The organism is Nocardia amamiensis NBRC 102102, assembly GCF_001612745.1.
Taxonomy (GTDB): Bacteria; Actinomycetota; Actinomycetes; order Mycobacteriales; family Mycobacteriaceae; genus Nocardia; species Nocardia amamiensis.
In genome coordinates this window covers 1-16,207 of sequence record NZ_BDBA01000128.1, presented here as the reverse complement: position 1 = coordinate 16,207, position 16,207 = coordinate 1, and the positions used below count along the sequence as shown (strand labels likewise).

Here is a 16,207-nt window from a genome sequence, read left to right as displayed (position 1 = left end):
AACGCCCACCGCGTCGAGCTGCACCTGATGCCCGGTTACAGTCCCGAACTCAACCCCGACGAGATCCTGAATGCCGACATCAAACGGCACGTTCACCCTGCCCGCGCCCGCTCGCGCGACGACCTCGCCCGCGAAACCCGCCGGTTCCTGCACCGCCGCCAGCGCCAGCCCGACATCGTACGCGGCTACTTCCATGCCCCACACGTCCGCCACACGACCCAGGAAGAAATGACATAGTTTCTGCTCAATACCTACGGCCGCGCCAGAAACTCCCACCTGATGATCCCGGGATGGCCGTATTCGGTGGTCTGTGCGCTCGAGACCGGCCGCGTTCCTGGACCGCACCGTTGGATGCGGTGCGGCTGGCACCCGGCGATGACGCCGCTGCGGTCACCGCGGGCCAGTTGCGGACCGTGATCGGCAATCTGATCGAAGCCGGGCACCACCGGCCTGGTGACCGCGATATCTGGGTCGTGACCGACGCCGGTTACGACGCAGCCCGGTTGGCGTTCTTGCTGGCAGATCTGCCCGTTGCGGTGCTGGGACGGATGCGGTCGGACCGGGTGTTGCGCCGTGCCGCGCCGCCACGGCTACCCGGCAGCACCGGGCGCCCGCCGCGGCACGGCGGTGAGTTCGTCTTCGGTGACTCGGCCACCTGGGGCGAACCGACGACTGCCACCGCGACCGAGACCCGTCTCTACGGGCCGGTCACCGCCAGATCGTGGGATCGGATGCATCCCCGGCTGACTCACCGCTCGTCCTGGGTCGCCCAGACCGGGCGACTGCCGGTGCTCGAGGGCACCGTGATCCGCCTCGACGTCGCTCGGCTGCCCAGCGGGGCGATACCGAAACCGGTGTGGCTGTGGCATTCGGTCGTCGACCTGGACACCGACGAGGTCGACCTCTTGTGGCAGGCGTTCCTGCGGCGGTTCGATATCGAGCACACATTCCGCATGCTCAAGCAAACCCTCGGCTGGACCTGCCCGAAACCACGCGACCCACAAGCGGCCGACCGGTGGACCTGGCTGCTATTGGCCGCCTACACCCAACTGCGCCTGGCCCGCGGCCTCGCCGCGGACCTTCGTCGCCCTTGGGAGAAACCCGCTGCCCCGCAACGACTTACACCAGCACGGGTCCGGCGAGGGTTTCGGCACCTCCGCACACAAACCGCCTGTCCCGCCAGTGCACCGAAACCCTCCCGCCCAGGACCGGGACGACCCACGGGCCACTCCAACCAGCATCCGGCACCACGCTACGACGTGCACATCAAGACACCCAGTAACCAGAAAGCATCTAAACCCACCGGGCCCCGACCACGCCGCACAGGTTAAAACTCAAGCTAGGAGGATCGTTCGAGCGGCGGTGAGATCGTGGACGACGGCTGCGGCGCCCGGCAGTCCGTCGGGGTAGGCACGAGTGCGGTCCAGCAGGATCACCCGACAGCCTGCCGCGGCGGCGCTGCGGACACCTCGCGGGGAATCCTCGACCAGTCCGCATCTCGTGGCGTCCACGCCGATCGCCAGCGCTGCGGCCAGATACGGCTCGGTGCCGGCTTGGGTTCGGTTACGTCGTCGCCACTGACAGACGCCACCACATCCGCGGCGATGCCGAGACGATCCAGGACGTGGTTGATCAACCTTCGATTACCTGAGGTAGCCACGGCTACCGGCACGCCCGCTTCGGTCAGCGCTCGCACCACTGCGACGCTTCCGGCGATCGCGGGCACACCGACCCGGTCGATCATCGCCCAGAGCCTGGCCTCGCGAGCCTCGAACAGCGCCGTCGGATCGAGTCCGTACTTCCGGGCGAGGAGATACATCTGATCTTCGACGCGCATCCCGATGTGTTCATCGAAGTGCGACTGCGACAGCGTGACGCCACGTGCCCGCGTCTCGTCGCGAGTGGCGGCGTCGTGGACAGGCTCCGAGTCGACGAGCACACCGTCGCAGTCGAACACCACGCCTTCGAGGTCCCAAGTGCTCGCCGGTTCGGTCAAGGGGAGGACGTTGACACGCCCGATCTCCGATCGTTCATCGGCGGCGAACCCGCCGCCCGGACTTGTGATACCGGTCATCAACCGATGTGTCATGCCCCACATCGCGTGCAGGGCGATTCGATTGTGCCAATCGTGATAGCTAATCACATATGTGACAGTGTGGTGATGCAAATCTAGTTTGCGTGCGGTTTCCTCCAGGTCTTGGCATGATCCAGATCACATGCTACAAATGGCGGGGATAAACGTGATTGTCATGAACGGATGTGAACATGACCGCAGAGCGGGACCGTGAGCAGTTGGTGAAGGCCGCGAGGATGTATTTCGTCGACGGTTCCTCGCAACAGGAGGTCGCCGACGCACTCGGAACGAGTCGGTCGAACGTGTCGCGCATGTTGACTTCAGCGCGGCAGCAGGGGATCGTGCAAATCCGCATCGTGGACACCGCGCAGCGGCGCCCCGACTTGGAAGCCGAGTTGAGGAATCGGTTCGGCCTCCACGACTGTCTGGTCGCTGCCTACGCTCCTGGCGCGGTCCCCAACGACGCTGTCGCAAAGCTGTCGTCGCAGTGGTTGCTCGACAATCTCAACGAAGGGGAGCGGCTTGCGGTGTCGTGGGGGACCGCGCTGCAGGCGATGGTGTGGGAGACCACGGCGACACGTCGGTATGACGTCGAGGTCGTGCAACTTGTCGGTGGGCTGTCCTCGGTCAACAACGAGGTCACCGGGCAGGAGTTGGTCCGGGAACTGGCGACGCGACTCGGGGCGCGGTACCGCTATCTCCATGCGCCGGCCTTGATCACCAATCAGTTGACCTTGGACGCTTTCCTCAGTGAGAAGTCCGTCGCGTCGGCCTTGGACGCCGCGAAGACCGCTGATATAGCGCTCGTCGGTGTCGGCACCTACGGCGATAGCTCCTCGGCCGCTGTCATCGATTCGATGGCACTTACTGCCAAGGACCGTGCTGAGTTCGATGCGCTCGCGCCGGCTGGCGATATTTGCGCCAGGTACTACGACATCAACGGAACGCCTATCCCGTTGGCTGCGGTCACCGACCGCGTTATCGCGGTCCGCCTCGAGGACCTCCGTCGGATCCCCATGGTTGTCGGCGTGACCTCCGGTCGGGTCAAGGCGCCTGGGCTGGTCGGCGCGCTTCGCGGCCGTCACCTCGATATCCTCGTCTGTGACGAGAGCGCCGCGCGGGCGACTCTGGCGCTCGACTCCGCCACCTCCGCCTCCGGAGAGGGCCTTGCCTGATGCTTACTTTCGCCCTTGTGTTCGCCGCCCTATGGGTTGCCCAGATGCTCCTCATGTGGAGGCAGGGCAATGTCTTTCGTCGTGCGGTTAACGCCATGAGCTCGAGCGGCCGCGTTGTGACTGGGATGAATCGGCGCCGCGGCCTTCGTACCTTCGTCGCCATTGCGGTCCGCGACGGGATCATCACCGATGCCCGAATTTTGAAGGGTTTCACAGTCTTCGCCAAGCCCGTGGCTGCTCCCGTGCTGGTCGGAATCACCGTCGTCGACCTTGCCGGGGGAGCTCGCGCTGACGGTCTCTCCCGACGTGTGTCCGACGCCGCAGCTCATGCGTCCTCCCTATATCTCGCGCACACCGCTCGGACGCGTCCGGGCTCGGTTACGCGCTGATCCGATCCATTCAAGTTAGACAGGAATTCCGCCCGCCATGTACACCGCTCTCAGCCTGTTGGCCGCAGACCCGCCGAAGCCTCCGGAACCATCCGGCGGGATCAACGGCGTCCTAGCCCACGCCGCGGAAGCGTTCATTCACGTATTCCAAGAAGGCGCAACACAACTCACGACCATGGCATCCGGCATCCTGCCGCTCCTGGTGGTACTGCTCACCGCTGTCAATGCACTCATCCGGCTGATCGGCGCACACCGCATCGAGAGATTAGGGACCATCGCCGGCCGTGACGGTCTCATCTATCTCCCGCTGCGTTATTTGATCCTGCCCGTGCTGTCGGTGTTCTTCCTGACCAACCCGATGGCGTACACGATGGGCCGGTTCCTTCCTGAACGCCGGAAGGCGGCGTTCTACGACTCGTCTGTCAGTTTCGTGCATCCGATCCTCGGGTTGTTTCCCCATGCGAACCCCGGTGAGTTGTTCGTGTACGCCGGTATCGCGGCCGGGATCACCAAACTGGATCTGTCGCTTCCCGATCTGGCGATCCGGTACTTCTACGTCGGACTGATCGTCATCTTCATCCGTGGTGTCGTCACAGATGTCATCACAGGGATCCTGATGCGCCGGAAGGCCCGCACCGCAGCAGATTCCGAGCCCCCGTCCCCGGCGATCGCCTAGGAGTACCACCATGATTTCCACCTCCACGCCATTGCGGATGAGCAGCGTTTTCGACCGGAGCGCGGGTGCTCTGACAACGCTCGGTCGTAAAGTCGGCGGCGTCGTGAACGTCTTCTATCAGGCCGGCCGCGACACCATCGACACCGTCATCAAGAACGTTCTACCGTTTCTGGCATTCATCGCCTTCCTCATCGGCTTCATCCAGGCCACCGGTCTCGGCAATCTGATCGCCGAGCACCTGGCACCGATCGCGGGTTCGCTACCTGGGCTCGTCCTCATTGCGCTGATCTGCTGCTTGCCGTTCCTGTCACCAGTGCTCGGCCCCGGCGCAGTCATTGCCCAGGTGATCGGCTCGCTGCTCGGAGTGCAGATCGGTCTCGGGGCGATTCCACCGCAGTATGCGTTGCCAGCGTTGTTCGCGATCGACGGGCAGGTCGGCTGCGACTTCATTCCTGTCGGCCTTGCGCTCGGTGAGGCCGAGCCGGAAACCGTCGAAATCGGCGTCCCAGCGATACTCTTTTCACGACTCCTGACGGGACCGCTTGCCGTCGTCATCGCCTACTTCTTCAGTTTCGGCCTCTACAGCTAGCGGTCGCTTCAGATACCCGTCACACACGCACTTGTCACCAGGAGCTTCATCATGACCGATTACACGCCCGTCACTGTCAGCAAGGGATCCGGCGGTTGGGGGGGACCTCTCGTCATCAAGCCAACCGCCGAGCGTCCCCTTATCTACTCGGTCACCGGCGGTGGCATACATCCGGTCGCGCAGAAGATCGCCGATCTCACAGGGGGAGAGCCGTTCGATGGGTTCAAGAGCACCGCTCCGTTCGAACGGATCGCAGTCGCGGTGATCGACTGCGGTGGTACGGCCCGTGTCGGTGTGTACCCGATGAAGAAGGTACTGACCGTCGACGTGAACGCCGCGACACCGTCGGGTCCGCTTGCGAACTTCATCACGGCCGAGCTCTTCGTGTCCGGCGTGGGGACGCAGAACATCGAGGCAGGTGCCTGATGAGCCAGCCCGACACCGCCGACGAGATCCGGTACGACACCGTCGTCACCCACGTGGGGGAGATGGTCCCCGGGTTCGTCGAGCAGGGCATCGTCATCCTTTTCGGTGACCAGGCACCGGCGGAGCTGCATGAGATCAGCGTGTTGCACAAGCCGACGGTCACGGTCGGTGGCCTGACTGCCGGAGACGTCATCGAGATCGGCGGAGAGCGCTTTCCCGTCCTTGCGGTCGGACACGTCGCCGACCAGAACCTGATCAACCTCGGCCACATCGATCTGAAGTTCAACGGGGAGGGCACGCCGCAACTCCCCGGCGATGTGTGCCTGCCCAGAGCCACCCCACAAGTGCCATCGCCCGGCAGCGCATTCCGCGTCATCGCCGGACCCACCGCTGCATAGAAGCCCCAGGAGACAGCAGCACCATGAGCTACACCGCACGCCTGCTCGCTCGGCAGAACGAGTTCGGCAGGCCGATCCGCGTCGGACTCGTCGGAGCCGGCCAGATGGGGCTCGGGTTCATCGCCCAGGTCGGCCGCATCCCCGGAATGCACATCGCCGCCGTGGCAGACGTCCTGCCGGGCAAGGCGGAGGGTGCCCTCCGCCAGGCCGGTGTCGATCCGGGCACCGGCAGCGACGTCGCGTCCCTATCGCAGGCTATCGTGTCGGGAGCGTCGGTCGCAGTCGAGGACGCCGGCCTGCTGAACTCGCTCCCTGTCGACATCATAGTCGACGCCAGCGGAGTTCCAGAGGTCGGCGCCCAGGTCGCCTTCAACGGTCTGCTCGCAGGCAAGGACATCGCGCTGCTCAATGTCGAGTGCGACGTGACGATCGGCTACGTCCTGACCACGATCGCCAAGCAGACCGGGCGCATCTACACCGTCTGCCGCGGCGACGAGCCCGCCGAAGCCAAGCGCTTGGTCGACTTTGCCCGGGACCTGTCGTTCCAGGTCGTGTGCGCGGGTAAGGGGAAGAACAACCCGCTGGACCCGCATGCGACACCCGAGAGCCTCGCAGAGGAGGCCGCGTCGAAGCGCATGAACCCAAAGATGCTGTGCAGCTTCGTCGACGGTTCGAAGGCCATGATCGAGATGGCGTCGCTCGCCAACACCACAGGGCTCGAGGTCAGTCGCCGCGGCATGTACGGTCCCGCCTCGACGGTCGAGACGTTGGCGGACACGTTCCGGCCGACCACCGAGGGCGGCATCCTCGATCGTCCGGGTGTGGTGGACTACTGCACGGGACCTGTCGCACCGGGCGTCTTCGCGATCGTCAAGACCGACGACCCGATCGTGGCTGAGGAGATGACCTACCTGAAGATGGGTGACGGTCCTTACTTCACGCTCTACCGCCCCTATCACCTTGCCAGCGTCGAGGCCCCGCTGACCATCGCAGAGGCCGTCCTCGACGGCGTTCCCAGCCTCGCGCCGGAGTATTGGAACGCCGAGGTCGTCGCCGCAGCGAAGCGCGATCTGAAGGTCGGCGACACGATTGACGGCATCGGCGGCTGCACGGTGTATGGCGTCATCGAGTCCGCAGCCGCAACCGAGGCCGAGAACCTGGTGCCCCTGGGCCTGTTGCAGGGCGCCAAGCTCATTCGCGACGTGGCCGCCGACGCGGTCATCACCGCAGACGACGTCGAACTGCGCCCCGGTACGACCATCGCCGCCCTGCGCCAGTTGCAGGACAAGCTGCTCGCCGGTGCTCCGCTACCCACCTTCGCGGGTGTCCGCAACGTTGCGTAACCGCCGGGTTCGATCGAAGGGGCAAACACCCATGACAACCACCACCGCCACACGGAGGACAACCGTCCGGTTGGCCCAAGACGCCGACCGCGCGCGCGAGGTTCTCACCACGATGTGGAAGATCCGCCGTTTCGAGGAGGCGGTCGACGACCTCTTCGCGCGTGGTCTCATGCACGGAACGATGCACCTGTCGATCGGACAGGAAGCCGTGCCCACCGCGGCATGCCTCGCGTTGACTCGGGACGACCTGATCACCTCCACCCACCGCGGCCACGGCCATTGCATTGCCAAGGGCGCCGACCTCGGCCGCATGATGGCCGAGCTGTTAGCCAAGGAAACCGGCTACTGCCGCGGCCGTGGCGGGTCGATGCACATCGCCGACGTCGAGACCGGAAATCTGGGAGCCAACGGAATCGTCGGCGGTGGCATCCCGATCGCCGCCGGTGCCGCGCTCGCACAGAAGATCAAGGGCACTACCGCGGTGGCCGTGAGCTTCTTCGGCGACGGCGCCACCAACGAAGGGGCCTTCCACGAAGGCGTCAACCTCGCCGCCATCTGGCAGCTTCCCGCGGTATTCATCTGCGAGAACAACCACTACGGCATGTCGATGTCGAGCGCGCTCTCCATGAACGTGGCCAGCGTGGCGGACCGCGCCGCCGCCTATGGCATTCCGGGCATATCTGTCGACGGGAATGACGTCCAGGCCGTCGCCGATGCCGTCGCAGAGGCCGTCGCCCGCGCCCGGGCCGGTGACGGTCCAACTCTCATCGAGGCCGTGACATACCGCTACAAGGGCCACTCGAAGAGCGACCAGAACCTGTACCGCACCCGTGAGGAGATCGACGAGTGGCGGGGCAAAGATCCGATCACCAGATTCGAGCAAACGGTTCTCGACGCCGGAACTCTGACAGAAGCCGAGCTCGAGGCCGTCCGCAACGATGTGCGAGACGCACTGCGCGCCGCTATCCGCGCCGGAAACGCCGCGCCGCCCTCGCGTGCCGATGAACTGATGTCCGCCGTCTTCGCCCCCGTGGAGGTGACCGCGTGAGCGAGCGCGGCAAGCGAACAATCAACATAGCCGCCGCGGTCATGCCGGGGCCGAGCATCAGTGAGGTGGAGGCATGAGCGCACCTGTGCCCGTCCTGACCGATATGAGCTACTCCGACGCTGTGCGAGACGCGCTGACGATTGCGATGACGGAGGACGACCGCGTGTTCGTTCTCGGCGAGGACATCGGAATCTACGGTGGCGCATTCGGCGTGACAAAGGGCATGTACGAGCAGTTCGGTGCCGAGCGGATCCGGGACACTCCGATCTCCGAACTCGGGATCGTTGGTGCGGCTGTCGGCGCGGCTCTATGCGGGTTGCGGCCCGTCGTCGAGATTCAGTTCTCCGACTTTACCAACCAGGCGATGGATCAGATCGTCAATCAGGCCGCAAAGATACACTTCATGCTCGGCGGGGCGCTCACGGTGCCGATGGTGCTGCGCGCCCCGTCAGGGTCGGGTACCGGCGCAGCTGCGCAACATTCGCAGAGCTTGGAGGCCTGGTTCGCACACGTCCCTGGTCTCAAGGTCGTGCTGCCGGCGACGGCGGCGGATGCCAAGGGGTTGTTGCTGTCCGCGATCGACGATCCCAATCCGGTGGTCGTCCTCGAGCACAAGCTGCTCTACCGGACCAACGGACCCGTGCCGGAGGGCAATACCCGCGTGCCCCTGGGCAAGGCCACCGTGCACGGCGACGGCGGTGATCTGACCATCGTCGCCACCGGTGTCATGGTCGGCAGGGCGCTTGAGGCTGCAAAGTCTCTCGAGGAGGGCGGGATCGACGTCACCGTCGTCGATCCTCGCACTCTCGTGCCGCTCGATGAGAAGGCGATCCTCGACGCTGTGAAGGCGACCGGCCGCGTCCTGCTCGTACAGGAGGCGCCGCTGACCGGCGGATTCGCCTCCGAGATCGCCGCCAGGATCTCGGGCTCGGATGCCATCTACAGCCTGCTTGCCCCGATCAAGCGCCTGTGTGGTCTGGACGCACCGATTCCGTACGCCCCGGAACTGGAGCGGGCCAGCGTGCCCCAGATCGATGACATCATCTCCGCCGCAATCGAAATCGTGAGGAACAGCTGATGCGTGAAGTTCCTCTCGTGATGCCCAAGATGTCGATGACCATGACCGAGGGGACGTTCATCGTGTGGCACAAGGCCGCGGGTGACGTGGTCACGTCGGGCGACGTGGTCTGTGAAGTGGCGAGCGACAAGGTCGATATGGAGGTCGAGTCACCCCTCGGCGGCACTCTTGCCCGGCTGGTCGCCGAGCCGGACCAGGTGATCGCGGTTGGTGAGCCACTCGCCTTCATCGCCACCGATGCCGACGACATGCTGGAAGGCCTGTTCGACGTCGGCGCGGCACCGGATGCGGCCGACGCCGGAACCGCTGCCGACGCGGCGCGGGCTAACGACGCACCCACTGGTGCCCCGCTGCTCGCCACGCCGCCGTCCCGCCGCGGGCCTCGGCCGGCGGTGCCGCGAGCTCGGCGACGTGCCAGCGAACTGCGGGTCGACATCGACACGGTTACTGGGACCGGGCCCGACGGGCTGATCACCGTTGCGGACGTCGAGGCCGCCGAATCGGGCACTCCGGCTCCCGCAGCCCAGGTCCCGGCAATGACCGTCGCCACTTCGGCTCCCGCCCCTGCGGGCTCCCGCGGATTCGAACGGTTCGGCGAGGTCGAACTGTCCCCGCTGAGCAGGATCAGTCGGATTTCGGGCCCGGCTCTGGCGAACTCCTGGGTCACGATTCCCCATGTGACGCAGCACGACGTCGCGGACATCACCGACCTCGAGGTGTTCCGGAGAGAGCTCGACACCGACGCCAAGCGAGAGGGCTACCGGGTCACTTTGCTGGCCTTCGTCCTGAAGGCGGTCGTCTCCGCCCTGCAAGAGTACCCGCGGGTGAACAGCAGCCTGTCGGGTGACGGAAAGTCGTTGGTACTGAAGAAGTACTACCACTTGGGCGTGGCCGTAGACACGGACCAGGGGCTTGTCGTACCCGTGGTCCGCGACGTCGACCGCAAGGGCATCTCTGCGCTCAGCCGCGAGCTCGGCGCGATCTCGGAGCGCGCGAGGTCCGGGAAACTCACCGGGGACGACGTCACGGGTGCCACGTTCACCGTCTCGAGCCTCGGCGGCATCGGTGGAACCGCGTTTACCCCCATCGTCAACAGTCCGGAGGCGGCTATCCTCGGTGTCTCCAGAAGCCGCATCGAACCCGCGTGGGACGGAGAGACGTTCCAGCCGCGGCTGCAGCTCCCGATCAGCCTCTCGTACGATCACCGGATCATCGACGGGGCGCTCGGTGCACGATTCGCCACTCGGGTGGCAAGCCTTCTCGGTGACGTCCGCCGGTTGATTCTGTAAACCGCCTCTACCACCAGCGCCGACGGTTCGCTGGGCGCGCCAGACCGCCCGGCGAAACCCTATCTTGACATTGGAGTCACATCGTGATCAAACGCACGGTCATCATCGGATCCGAGCACGGTCTCCATGCACGCCCGGCCGCCAAGTTCGTCCAGCAGGTCAACGTGCTCGGCGTCCCGATCACCATTGCGAAGGACGGCGGTGACCCGGTCGACGCCCGGAGCATCATGGGTGTTCTGTCCCAGAACATCTGCCACGGCGACACGGTGACGCTTGCCTCCGAGTCTCCCGGTGCCGAGGCTGCGCTCGATGATCTGGTCGCGATGCTCACTACCAACCTCGACAACGACGCTCACGGCCATGTCTGACACGCGCAAGGGGTTCGGTGTCAGCCGCGGCGTAGCGGTCGGACCGGTTGCCCGGATGGCTGCGCCCGCGGTGGTCACGCCCGGGTCCGATCACTCTGGAGATGGCACGCCTGCCGAGCGGTCTGCCGCGGCTGCGGCCGCGCTGGCCTCGGTGGCAGACATGCTCGATGAACGCGCTTGTGGGGCGGGCTCGGATTCCGCCGATGTGCTTGCCGCGCTCGCGATGATGGTTCGTGATCCCACGCTGCTCTCCGCGGTCGATTCGGCGGTCGGCAGCGGAGCATCGGCCGCCGTCGCGATCACCACCGCCTTCGGGTCCTTCCGGGCGATGCTCGAGGCGGCCGGGCCGTATTTCGCAGAGCGGGTCAGCGACCTCGACGACCTTCGAGACCGCGCCGTCGCGAAGGTCCTTGGACTACCGATGCCGGAAATCCCCGATCTCGATCATCCGTTTGTGCTCGTCGCACACGACCTGGCACCCGCGGACACCGCCGTTCTCGATCCCGCAAAGGTGCTTGCGATTGTTACGGAGAGGGGCGGTCCCAGTAGTCACACCGCAATCCTGGCCAAATCGCTCGGAATCCCTGCTGTCGTGTGCGTAGGTGATGGCATCACTGTCGCGGACGAGGACGTCGTCCTCGTCGACGGTGCGCTGGGCACCGTACAGATCTCCCCCTCCGACGACGAGATCGAGCGAGCCCTCGCCCGGTACCGTTCGGAGGTCGAGGAGGCACGTCGTGCGAGCGGCCCGGGTCGGACCGCGGACGGGACACCAGTAAAGCTGATGGTGAACATCGGCGCGTCACGTGACCTGGAGACGGCGGCCGCCGCCGATTCGGAGGGAGTGGGCCTGTTCCGCACTGAGTTCCTCTTCCTCGAGCGGGCGACCGCTCCGACCCAGGCAGAGCAGATCGCCGTCTACACGGAGGTATTCGACGAGTTCGCCGGACGGCGGGTTGTGGTGCGGACCCTCGATGCCGGTGCCGATAAGCCGCTGGAGTTCGTGCGGCACGGCCAGGAGCCGAACCCTGCGCTGGGTGTCCGCGGGCTACGGACGTCCCGATTCAACCCTTGCCTGCTCGGCGACCAGCTCGACGCCATCGCGGCGGCCGCGTCGAAGAGCTCGGCAGACGTTTGGGTGATGGCGCCCATGGTGTCGGTCGCCGCCGAGATCCGCGAGTTCGCGGATAAGGCCCGTGCAGCGGGGCTCGCGGTGGCTGGCGCGATGATCGAGGTGCCTGCGGCGGCTCTTCGCGCGTCGACGATCCTCGAGCACGGTGATTTCGTGAGCATCGGTACCAACGATCTGGCGCAGTACACCTTCGCGGCCGACCGCATGCTCGGCGCTGTCGGCGACCTGCTCGATCCATGGCATCCGGCATTGCTCGAACTGATCCGGATCACAGCATCAGCCGGACAGGCCGCCGGCAAGCCCGTCGCCGTATGCGGCGAAGCCGCAAGCGATCCCGAACTGGCACCGGTTCTCGTCGGGCTCGGTGTGCGGAGCCTGAGCATGGCCCCGTCGGCGATCCCTGCGGTCCGAACCGTCCTCTTGCGGTATCCGATCGACGCTCTCGAGGACGCGGCCGCACTGGCGCTGGGTGCCGAGGATGGCGCGTCGGCACGGTCGGCCGCACTGAGCCGACTGGACCGTGATCGAGCACCGATCGCCTGATCGCCGATTAGGGTGAGAAGCATGGGTATGCATACTTCGAGTGGCGCCGCCGCCGTGGTACTGGCGGCTGGTACGGGCAGCCGGATGGGCACAGACGGCAACAAGGCGTACCTTCCTATCGCCGGTCTCGGAATGGTCTCGTGGACGCTGGAGGCGGTCCGCGCTGTCCCGGAGTTCACCCGTACCCTTCTGGTCACCCGCATAGTCGACCTGCCGAACGCAGCGAAGATTCTCGATCGCGAGGTCCCGGATCTCGATGTCGAGGTGATCGTGGGCGGGGCGTCGCGGCACGAGTCCGAATACCACGCACTGCAGCACTTAGCCCCTGCGATCGAGGCGGGCACGATCGACACGGTCGTGATCCACGACGCCGCCCGACCACTCGCAGGCGCGGAAATGATGCGGATGGCCGTGTCGACGGCGCGTAGATTCGGCGGCGCGGTCCCGGCACTCGCAGTCGATGACGTCGTCACAATCCACCCGGATGGCAATGTCACCGACCCCGGGTTCGCAGATCAACTCGTTCGGGTACAGACACCCCAGGCATTCCGCGCAAAACCACTTCTCGAGGCATATCGGGCAGCCGAGCTTGCGGGATTCGAGGGGACCGATACGTCTGCCAGCGTCGAGCGGTTCACCGACCTGCGGGTGCGGATCTTCCCGGGCGACGAGCGCAACATCAAGGTGACGTACGCACACGACCTATTTCTCGCTGAACGGTTGCTCACCGAACAATTGCGCTAGTTCAATCGACCCAGGAGGTGGACCAGCAATCGTGGAAGGGCACGAGCACGCGATTTTGACGTGCGATTCATGCGGACTCGACACCGAGCATACATTGACATACGCAGGTCACGTCCTGGTCTCGACAGTCTGTGGGGCGTGCAGGTACACGATCCACCACTCCGACCGCGAACTCAGGAGAGCATATGCGCACGACCTACGATGGCGCGTGGCGCACAAGCCGAGACAGTTGTACCTGCGCTTCCGGCGGCATCCGCTCGCCACGGCCGCTACATTCCCCTTGAAGGTGGCCTGCCTGCCGATCAAGCTCGTCCGTGAACTCATCACGGTTCTGAAAAATTGAGCGCCCTCATGCGACCGGGGCTGTGAATGCCGACCGGTCGACCTCTATGAACCGGACACCGCGCTGGGCCCCCATGGCATAGGCCAGCTCGTCGACGCCGTCTGCCGCTGGATCACTGACGGCTCGATGAAGTACCTCCACGCGAATCATTCTCGGAAACTCAATGGTGCGCAGAACCGCTCGGTCGATAGTGGCTCGAACCACTCCGTCCGCATCGACCAACTTGACGCTGTCGACCAATGTGGTCGTAGGTGCAGCCACATCCACCCCCGTTCCCGCAAACGCTGCCAGCTGCCGCCAAACCGCCACCGACGCCACTGGTCGGGAGTTGCTGTCGTATACCAATACCGACTCTGCTGTTGCCCGGGTTTCCTCCAACCATGCGAGCCCCCGCGCGAGGCATTGTGATCGGGTCGCCGGCCCCGGACAGTCGATTACGGTCGCCCGGTGCTGGATCTCCCGGTCACGGAGTTCTTTCCGAACTTCGTGCAAGCGGTCGGCACCCACGACGACAACCGGCCAGATGCCTGCGTCGATGGCGCGATTCACAGACTCGATGAGCTGCCGTTCGACGACTGCGGTGTCGTGCCGAAGTCCATAAGACGGTATCGGCATCAGGGCGAATCCCCTATCTCGCCCGTTCACCGCGCGGGCGTCTCGCCGTAGTTGAGGGTGACAACGTCTCCTCGATGCAGGGGTGTGAACCGCGTGTACATCGTCACGATGCTATCGGCCAGTCGGCGACAGGCACATCCGACCCCGACAGAGTTCTGCACTCCCCTTCACACCAGTGCTCCGTCGTGACATTATCTCCGCACAGAAGTGCAACGTCTGCACATATGTGATAGAGGAGTGAATGAATGGGTAACCCGCAATACGATCTCGTCGTGCTCGGCGGTGGAAGCGGCGGATACGCGGCCGCCTTGCGGGCCGCGGAACTCGGCAGTCGTGTGGCACTCGTGGAGAAGGACAAGCTCGGTGGGACCTGCCTGCACCGGGGTTGCATTCCGACCAAGGCGCTGCTGCGATCAGCCGAGGTCGCTGAGACGGTCAGGCACAGTGCCAAATTCGGCGTCACTTCGACGCTCGACGCGATCGACTTCGCCGGAGTCGACAAGCACAAGCAGAGTGTCGTCAATGGGCTGTTCCGTGGGCTCTCCGGCCTGGTCGCAAGCCGTGGCATTCACGTCGTCGCCGGCACGGGTCGCCTGACCTCGCCAACGCAGGTGACCGTCACCACCGCAGACGGGCCCGAGGCCGTCCTCACCGGCGCGGCCGTGATTATCGCGACGGGTTCGGTTCCCAAGACGGGCGCCGGCATCGATGTCGATCACGAGCGGATCATCGACAGCAACGATGCTCTCGGCTTCGACCACGCGCCCGCCTCCGCGATCATCCTCGGTGGAGGCGCAATCGGATGCGAGTTCGCGACCGCGTGGAACGCGTTCGGCACCAAGGTGACAATCGTCGAGGCCATGCCGAATCTCCTGCCGCTCGAGGACACCGCGTCGAGCAGGGCTCTCGAGAAGGCTTTCAAGAAGGAGGGAATCTCCACTGCACTGGGCGCGGCAGTACAGCACGCGACGGCGAGAGACAACGGGGTGGAAGTGACGCTCGATGACGGGAGGGTGCTGACTGCCGAGGTACTCCTGGTTGCGATCGGCCGCGCACCTGCCACCGATGGCATCGGACTCGAGTCTGTTGGTGTGACCACCACCCGCGGTTACATCGACGTCGATCCCCGGTGTCGCACCGCGGTCCCGACGATCTATGCCGTCGGTGACGTCATCCCAACCCTTCAACTCGCCCACGCCGGATTCGCAGAGGGCATCTTGGTAGCGGAGACGCTGGCAGGGCTCCAGCCCGACGAGATCGACTACGCCCGGATCCCCCGCATCACATACTCGCATCCGGAAGTCGCTTCGGTCGGTCTCTCGACCGAGGGCGCCATTGCTGCCGGCCATGAGGTAATGGACGTGACCTACGACCTCGCTGGTAACGGGAAGGCGCGGATCCTGGGCACCTCCGGCCTCGTCAAGGTGGTCGCCGCGAAGGACGGACCTGTCCTCGGTGTCCACATGGTGGGCGAGCGGGTCGGTGAATTGCTCGCTGAGGCGCAGCTCGTCGTCAACTGGGACGCCCGTCCCGATGAGGTCGCGCAGCACATCCATCCCCACCCGACCCTTTCGGAAGCGATCGGCGAGGCGCATCTCGCGCTCGCCGGCAAACCCCTTCATGCCCACGCGTGAACCTGACGACTCTCGAACCGCCACCGATGGTCCCGCATTCCGTGGAATTCAGGTAGTGCGTGACGGTTCCCGCGGACAACCCGCGTTCAGCCTCCAGATAGTTGCGATACTCGGACAACGGAACCTCCTGCGGTGTGACCGCGGCGACCGCCGAATACGTTGGGGCAACACCCAATCGGCGCCGATACGGTGGCCTCGTGCGCGCCGCTCACGCAGGAACTCCTCGGCTACCTCGCTTGTCAGTCCAGCACCGGTCAGGCCCCGGCCCGACAGCCAGTCACTCAGATCCGCCAACTGATGCACGTGATCGCCGACCGTGTCCAGGGCATATCCCTGACCGGTC

Annotated in this window: 19 protein-coding genes; 17 read left to right on the top strand and 2 right to left on the bottom strand. The window is 65.2% G+C overall.

What is annotated here, in order from left to right; translation table 11 throughout:
• Together NA4_RS23240 and NA4_RS23235 are read left to right on the top strand one after the other, a co-directional pair.
• The coding region (locus tag NA4_RS23240) for a transposase (RefSeq protein WP_174552981.1) at positions 1-237 on the top strand (237 nt) is incomplete at its 5' end.
• 53 nt (positions 238-290) lie between these two features.
• A complete protein-coding gene (locus tag NA4_RS23235) occupies positions 291-1,331 on the top strand; it encodes a transposase (RefSeq protein WP_067473798.1) in 1,041 nt (346 codons plus the stop codon).
• A 101-nt stretch (positions 1,332-1,432) separates the two neighbouring features.
• On the opposite strand, the gene NA4_RS23230 is transcribed toward NA4_RS23235, so the two are convergent.
• Entirely contained in the window at positions 1,433-2,143 is a 711-nt protein-coding gene (locus NA4_RS23230) for an HAD family hydrolase (RefSeq protein ID WP_157129248.1), read from the bottom strand.
• A 122-nt stretch (positions 2,144-2,265) separates the two neighbouring features.
• Here NA4_RS23230 and NA4_RS23225 point away from each other — a divergent pair, with 122 nt between their 5' ends.
• The 14 genes from NA4_RS23225 (at position 2,266) to NA4_RS43310 (ending at position 13,615) form a co-directional block, all read left to right on the top strand.
• A complete protein-coding gene (locus tag NA4_RS23225) occupies positions 2,266-3,249 on the top strand; it encodes a sugar-binding transcriptional regulator (RefSeq protein ID WP_067473793.1) in 984 nt (327 codons plus the stop codon).
• Positions 3,249-3,638 carry a transcriptional regulator GutM gene (locus NA4_RS43745; protein ID WP_067473790.1) on the top strand — a complete coding sequence of 130 codons (390 nt, stop codon included), beginning with the start codon at positions 3,249-3,251 and terminating at the stop codon, positions 3,636-3,638. Before NA4_RS23225 ends, NA4_RS43745 begins: the two co-directional genes overlap by 1 nt.
• A gap of 37 nt (positions 3,639-3,675) precedes the next feature.
• Positions 3,676-4,314, top strand: coding sequence for a PTS glucitol/sorbitol transporter subunit IIC (gene srlA / locus NA4_RS23215; RefSeq protein WP_084497372.1), 639 nt, complete (start codon positions 3,676-3,678; stop codon positions 4,312-4,314).
• Positions 4,315-4,324: 10 nt separating this feature from the next.
• Positions 4,325-4,903, top strand: a complete 579-nt coding sequence (locus NA4_RS23210; protein ID WP_084497371.1) for a PTS glucitol/sorbitol transporter subunit IIB — start codon at positions 4,325-4,327, stop codon at positions 4,901-4,903.
• Positions 4,904-4,954: 51 nt separating this feature from the next.
• Positions 4,955-5,329, top strand: coding sequence for a hypothetical protein (locus NA4_RS23205; protein ID WP_067473787.1), 375 nt, complete (start codon positions 4,955-4,957; stop codon positions 5,327-5,329).
• A complete protein-coding gene (locus NA4_RS23200; RefSeq protein ID WP_067473784.1) occupies positions 5,329-5,727 on the top strand; it encodes a PTS glucitol/sorbitol transporter subunit IIA in 399 nt (132 codons plus the stop codon). The genes NA4_RS23205 and NA4_RS23200 overlap by 1 nt, the downstream gene beginning before the upstream one ends.
• Before the next feature lie 23 nt (positions 5,728-5,750).
• Positions 5,751-7,070, top strand: coding sequence for an NAD(P)H-dependent oxidoreductase (locus tag NA4_RS23195; RefSeq protein ID WP_067473782.1), 1,320 nt, complete (start codon positions 5,751-5,753; stop codon positions 7,068-7,070).
• Between the two features lie 31 nt (positions 7,071-7,101).
• Positions 7,102-8,118 carry a thiamine pyrophosphate-dependent dehydrogenase E1 component subunit alpha gene (locus NA4_RS23190; protein WP_067473779.1) on the top strand — a complete coding sequence of 339 codons (1,017 nt, stop codon included), beginning with the start codon at positions 7,102-7,104 and terminating at the stop codon, positions 8,116-8,118.
• A gap of 73 nt (positions 8,119-8,191) precedes the next feature.
• Positions 8,192-9,196: an alpha-ketoacid dehydrogenase subunit beta gene (locus NA4_RS23185; protein WP_067473775.1), complete on the top strand. Its 1,005-nt coding sequence runs from the start codon at positions 8,192-8,194 to the stop codon at positions 9,194-9,196.
• Positions 9,196-10,485: a 2-oxo acid dehydrogenase subunit E2 gene (locus NA4_RS23180; protein WP_067473772.1), complete on the top strand. Its 1,290-nt coding sequence runs from the start codon at positions 9,196-9,198 to the stop codon at positions 10,483-10,485. Before NA4_RS23185 ends, NA4_RS23180 begins: the two co-directional genes overlap by 1 nt.
• 83 nt (positions 10,486-10,568) lie before the next feature.
• Complete coding sequence (locus NA4_RS23175) at positions 10,569-10,853, top strand: HPr family phosphocarrier protein (protein WP_067473769.1); 285 nt, start codon at positions 10,569-10,571, stop codon at positions 10,851-10,853.
• Positions 10,846-12,528 (top strand): phosphoenolpyruvate--protein phosphotransferase, encoded by a 1,683-nt coding sequence (gene ptsP / locus NA4_RS23170; protein ID WP_067473766.1) that lies wholly within the window; start codon positions 10,846-10,848, stop codon positions 12,526-12,528. The genes NA4_RS23175 and ptsP overlap by 8 nt, the downstream gene beginning before the upstream one ends.
• A 21-nt stretch (positions 12,529-12,549) precedes the next feature.
• Positions 12,550-13,272 (top strand): IspD/TarI family cytidylyltransferase, encoded by a 723-nt coding sequence (locus NA4_RS23165; RefSeq protein WP_084497370.1) that lies wholly within the window; start codon positions 12,550-12,552, stop codon positions 13,270-13,272.
• 208 nt (positions 13,273-13,480) lie between these two features.
• The gene (locus tag NA4_RS43310) at positions 13,481-13,615 is read left to right on the top strand and encodes a hypothetical protein (RefSeq protein ID WP_281180059.1); all 135 of its coding nucleotides are present in this window, start codon (positions 13,481-13,483) and stop codon (positions 13,613-13,615) included.
• Positions 13,616-13,621: 6 nt separating this feature from the next.
• Here NA4_RS43310 and NA4_RS39365 read toward each other — a convergent pair whose 3' ends face one another.
• Positions 13,622-14,230 carry a 2-C-methyl-D-erythritol 4-phosphate cytidylyltransferase gene (locus tag NA4_RS39365; RefSeq protein WP_084497369.1) on the bottom strand — a complete coding sequence of 203 codons (609 nt, stop codon included), beginning with the start codon at positions 14,228-14,230 and terminating at the stop codon, positions 13,622-13,624.
• A 245-nt stretch (positions 14,231-14,475) separates the two neighbouring features.
• On the opposite strand from NA4_RS39365, the gene lpdA reads away from it, so the two are divergent.
• Complete coding sequence (lpdA, locus tag NA4_RS23145; protein ID WP_067473753.1) at positions 14,476-15,864, top strand: dihydrolipoyl dehydrogenase; 1,389 nt, start codon at positions 14,476-14,478, stop codon at positions 15,862-15,864.
• Positions 15,865-16,207: the final 343 nt, after the last annotated feature.

Bases quoted from the DNA above. Each gene is read 5' to 3' on its own strand.
- NA4_RS23180 (WP_067473772.1), top strand. From the start codon at position 9,196: ATGCGTGAAGTTCCTCTCGTGATGCCCAAGATGTCGATGACCATGACC.
- NA4_RS39365 (WP_084497369.1), bottom strand. From the start codon at position 14,230: ATGCCGATACCGTCTTATGGACTTCGGCACGACACCGCAGTCGTCGAA.
- NA4_RS23190 (WP_067473779.1), top strand. From the start codon at position 7,102: ATGACAACCACCACCGCCACACGGAGGACAACCGTCCGGTTGGCCCAA.
- ptsP (WP_067473766.1), top strand. From the start codon at position 10,846: ATGTCTGACACGCGCAAGGGGTTCGGTGTCAGCCGCGGCGTAGCGGTC.
- NA4_RS23165 (WP_084497370.1), top strand. From the start codon at position 12,550: ATGGGTATGCATACTTCGAGTGGCGCCGCCGCCGTGGTACTGGCGGCT.
- srlA (WP_084497372.1), top strand. From the start codon at position 3,676: ATGTACACCGCTCTCAGCCTGTTGGCCGCAGACCCGCCGAAGCCTCCG.
- NA4_RS23235 (WP_067473798.1), top strand. From the start codon at position 291: ATGGCCGTATTCGGTGGTCTGTGCGCTCGAGACCGGCCGCGTTCCTGG.
- lpdA (WP_067473753.1), top strand. From the start codon at position 14,476: ATGGGTAACCCGCAATACGATCTCGTCGTGCTCGGCGGTGGAAGCGGC.
- NA4_RS23210 (WP_084497371.1), top strand. From the start codon at position 4,325: ATGATTTCCACCTCCACGCCATTGCGGATGAGCAGCGTTTTCGACCGG.
- NA4_RS23195 (WP_067473782.1), top strand. From the start codon at position 5,751: ATGAGCTACACCGCACGCCTGCTCGCTCGGCAGAACGAGTTCGGCAGG.
- NA4_RS23185 (WP_067473775.1), top strand. From the start codon at position 8,192: ATGAGCGCACCTGTGCCCGTCCTGACCGATATGAGCTACTCCGACGCT.
- NA4_RS23200 (WP_067473784.1), top strand. From the start codon at position 5,329: ATGAGCCAGCCCGACACCGCCGACGAGATCCGGTACGACACCGTCGTC.
- NA4_RS43745 (WP_067473790.1), top strand. From the start codon at position 3,249: ATGCTTACTTTCGCCCTTGTGTTCGCCGCCCTATGGGTTGCCCAGATG.
- NA4_RS23225 (WP_067473793.1), top strand. From the start codon at position 2,266: ATGACCGCAGAGCGGGACCGTGAGCAGTTGGTGAAGGCCGCGAGGATG.
- NA4_RS23205 (WP_067473787.1), top strand. From the start codon at position 4,955: ATGACCGATTACACGCCCGTCACTGTCAGCAAGGGATCCGGCGGTTGG.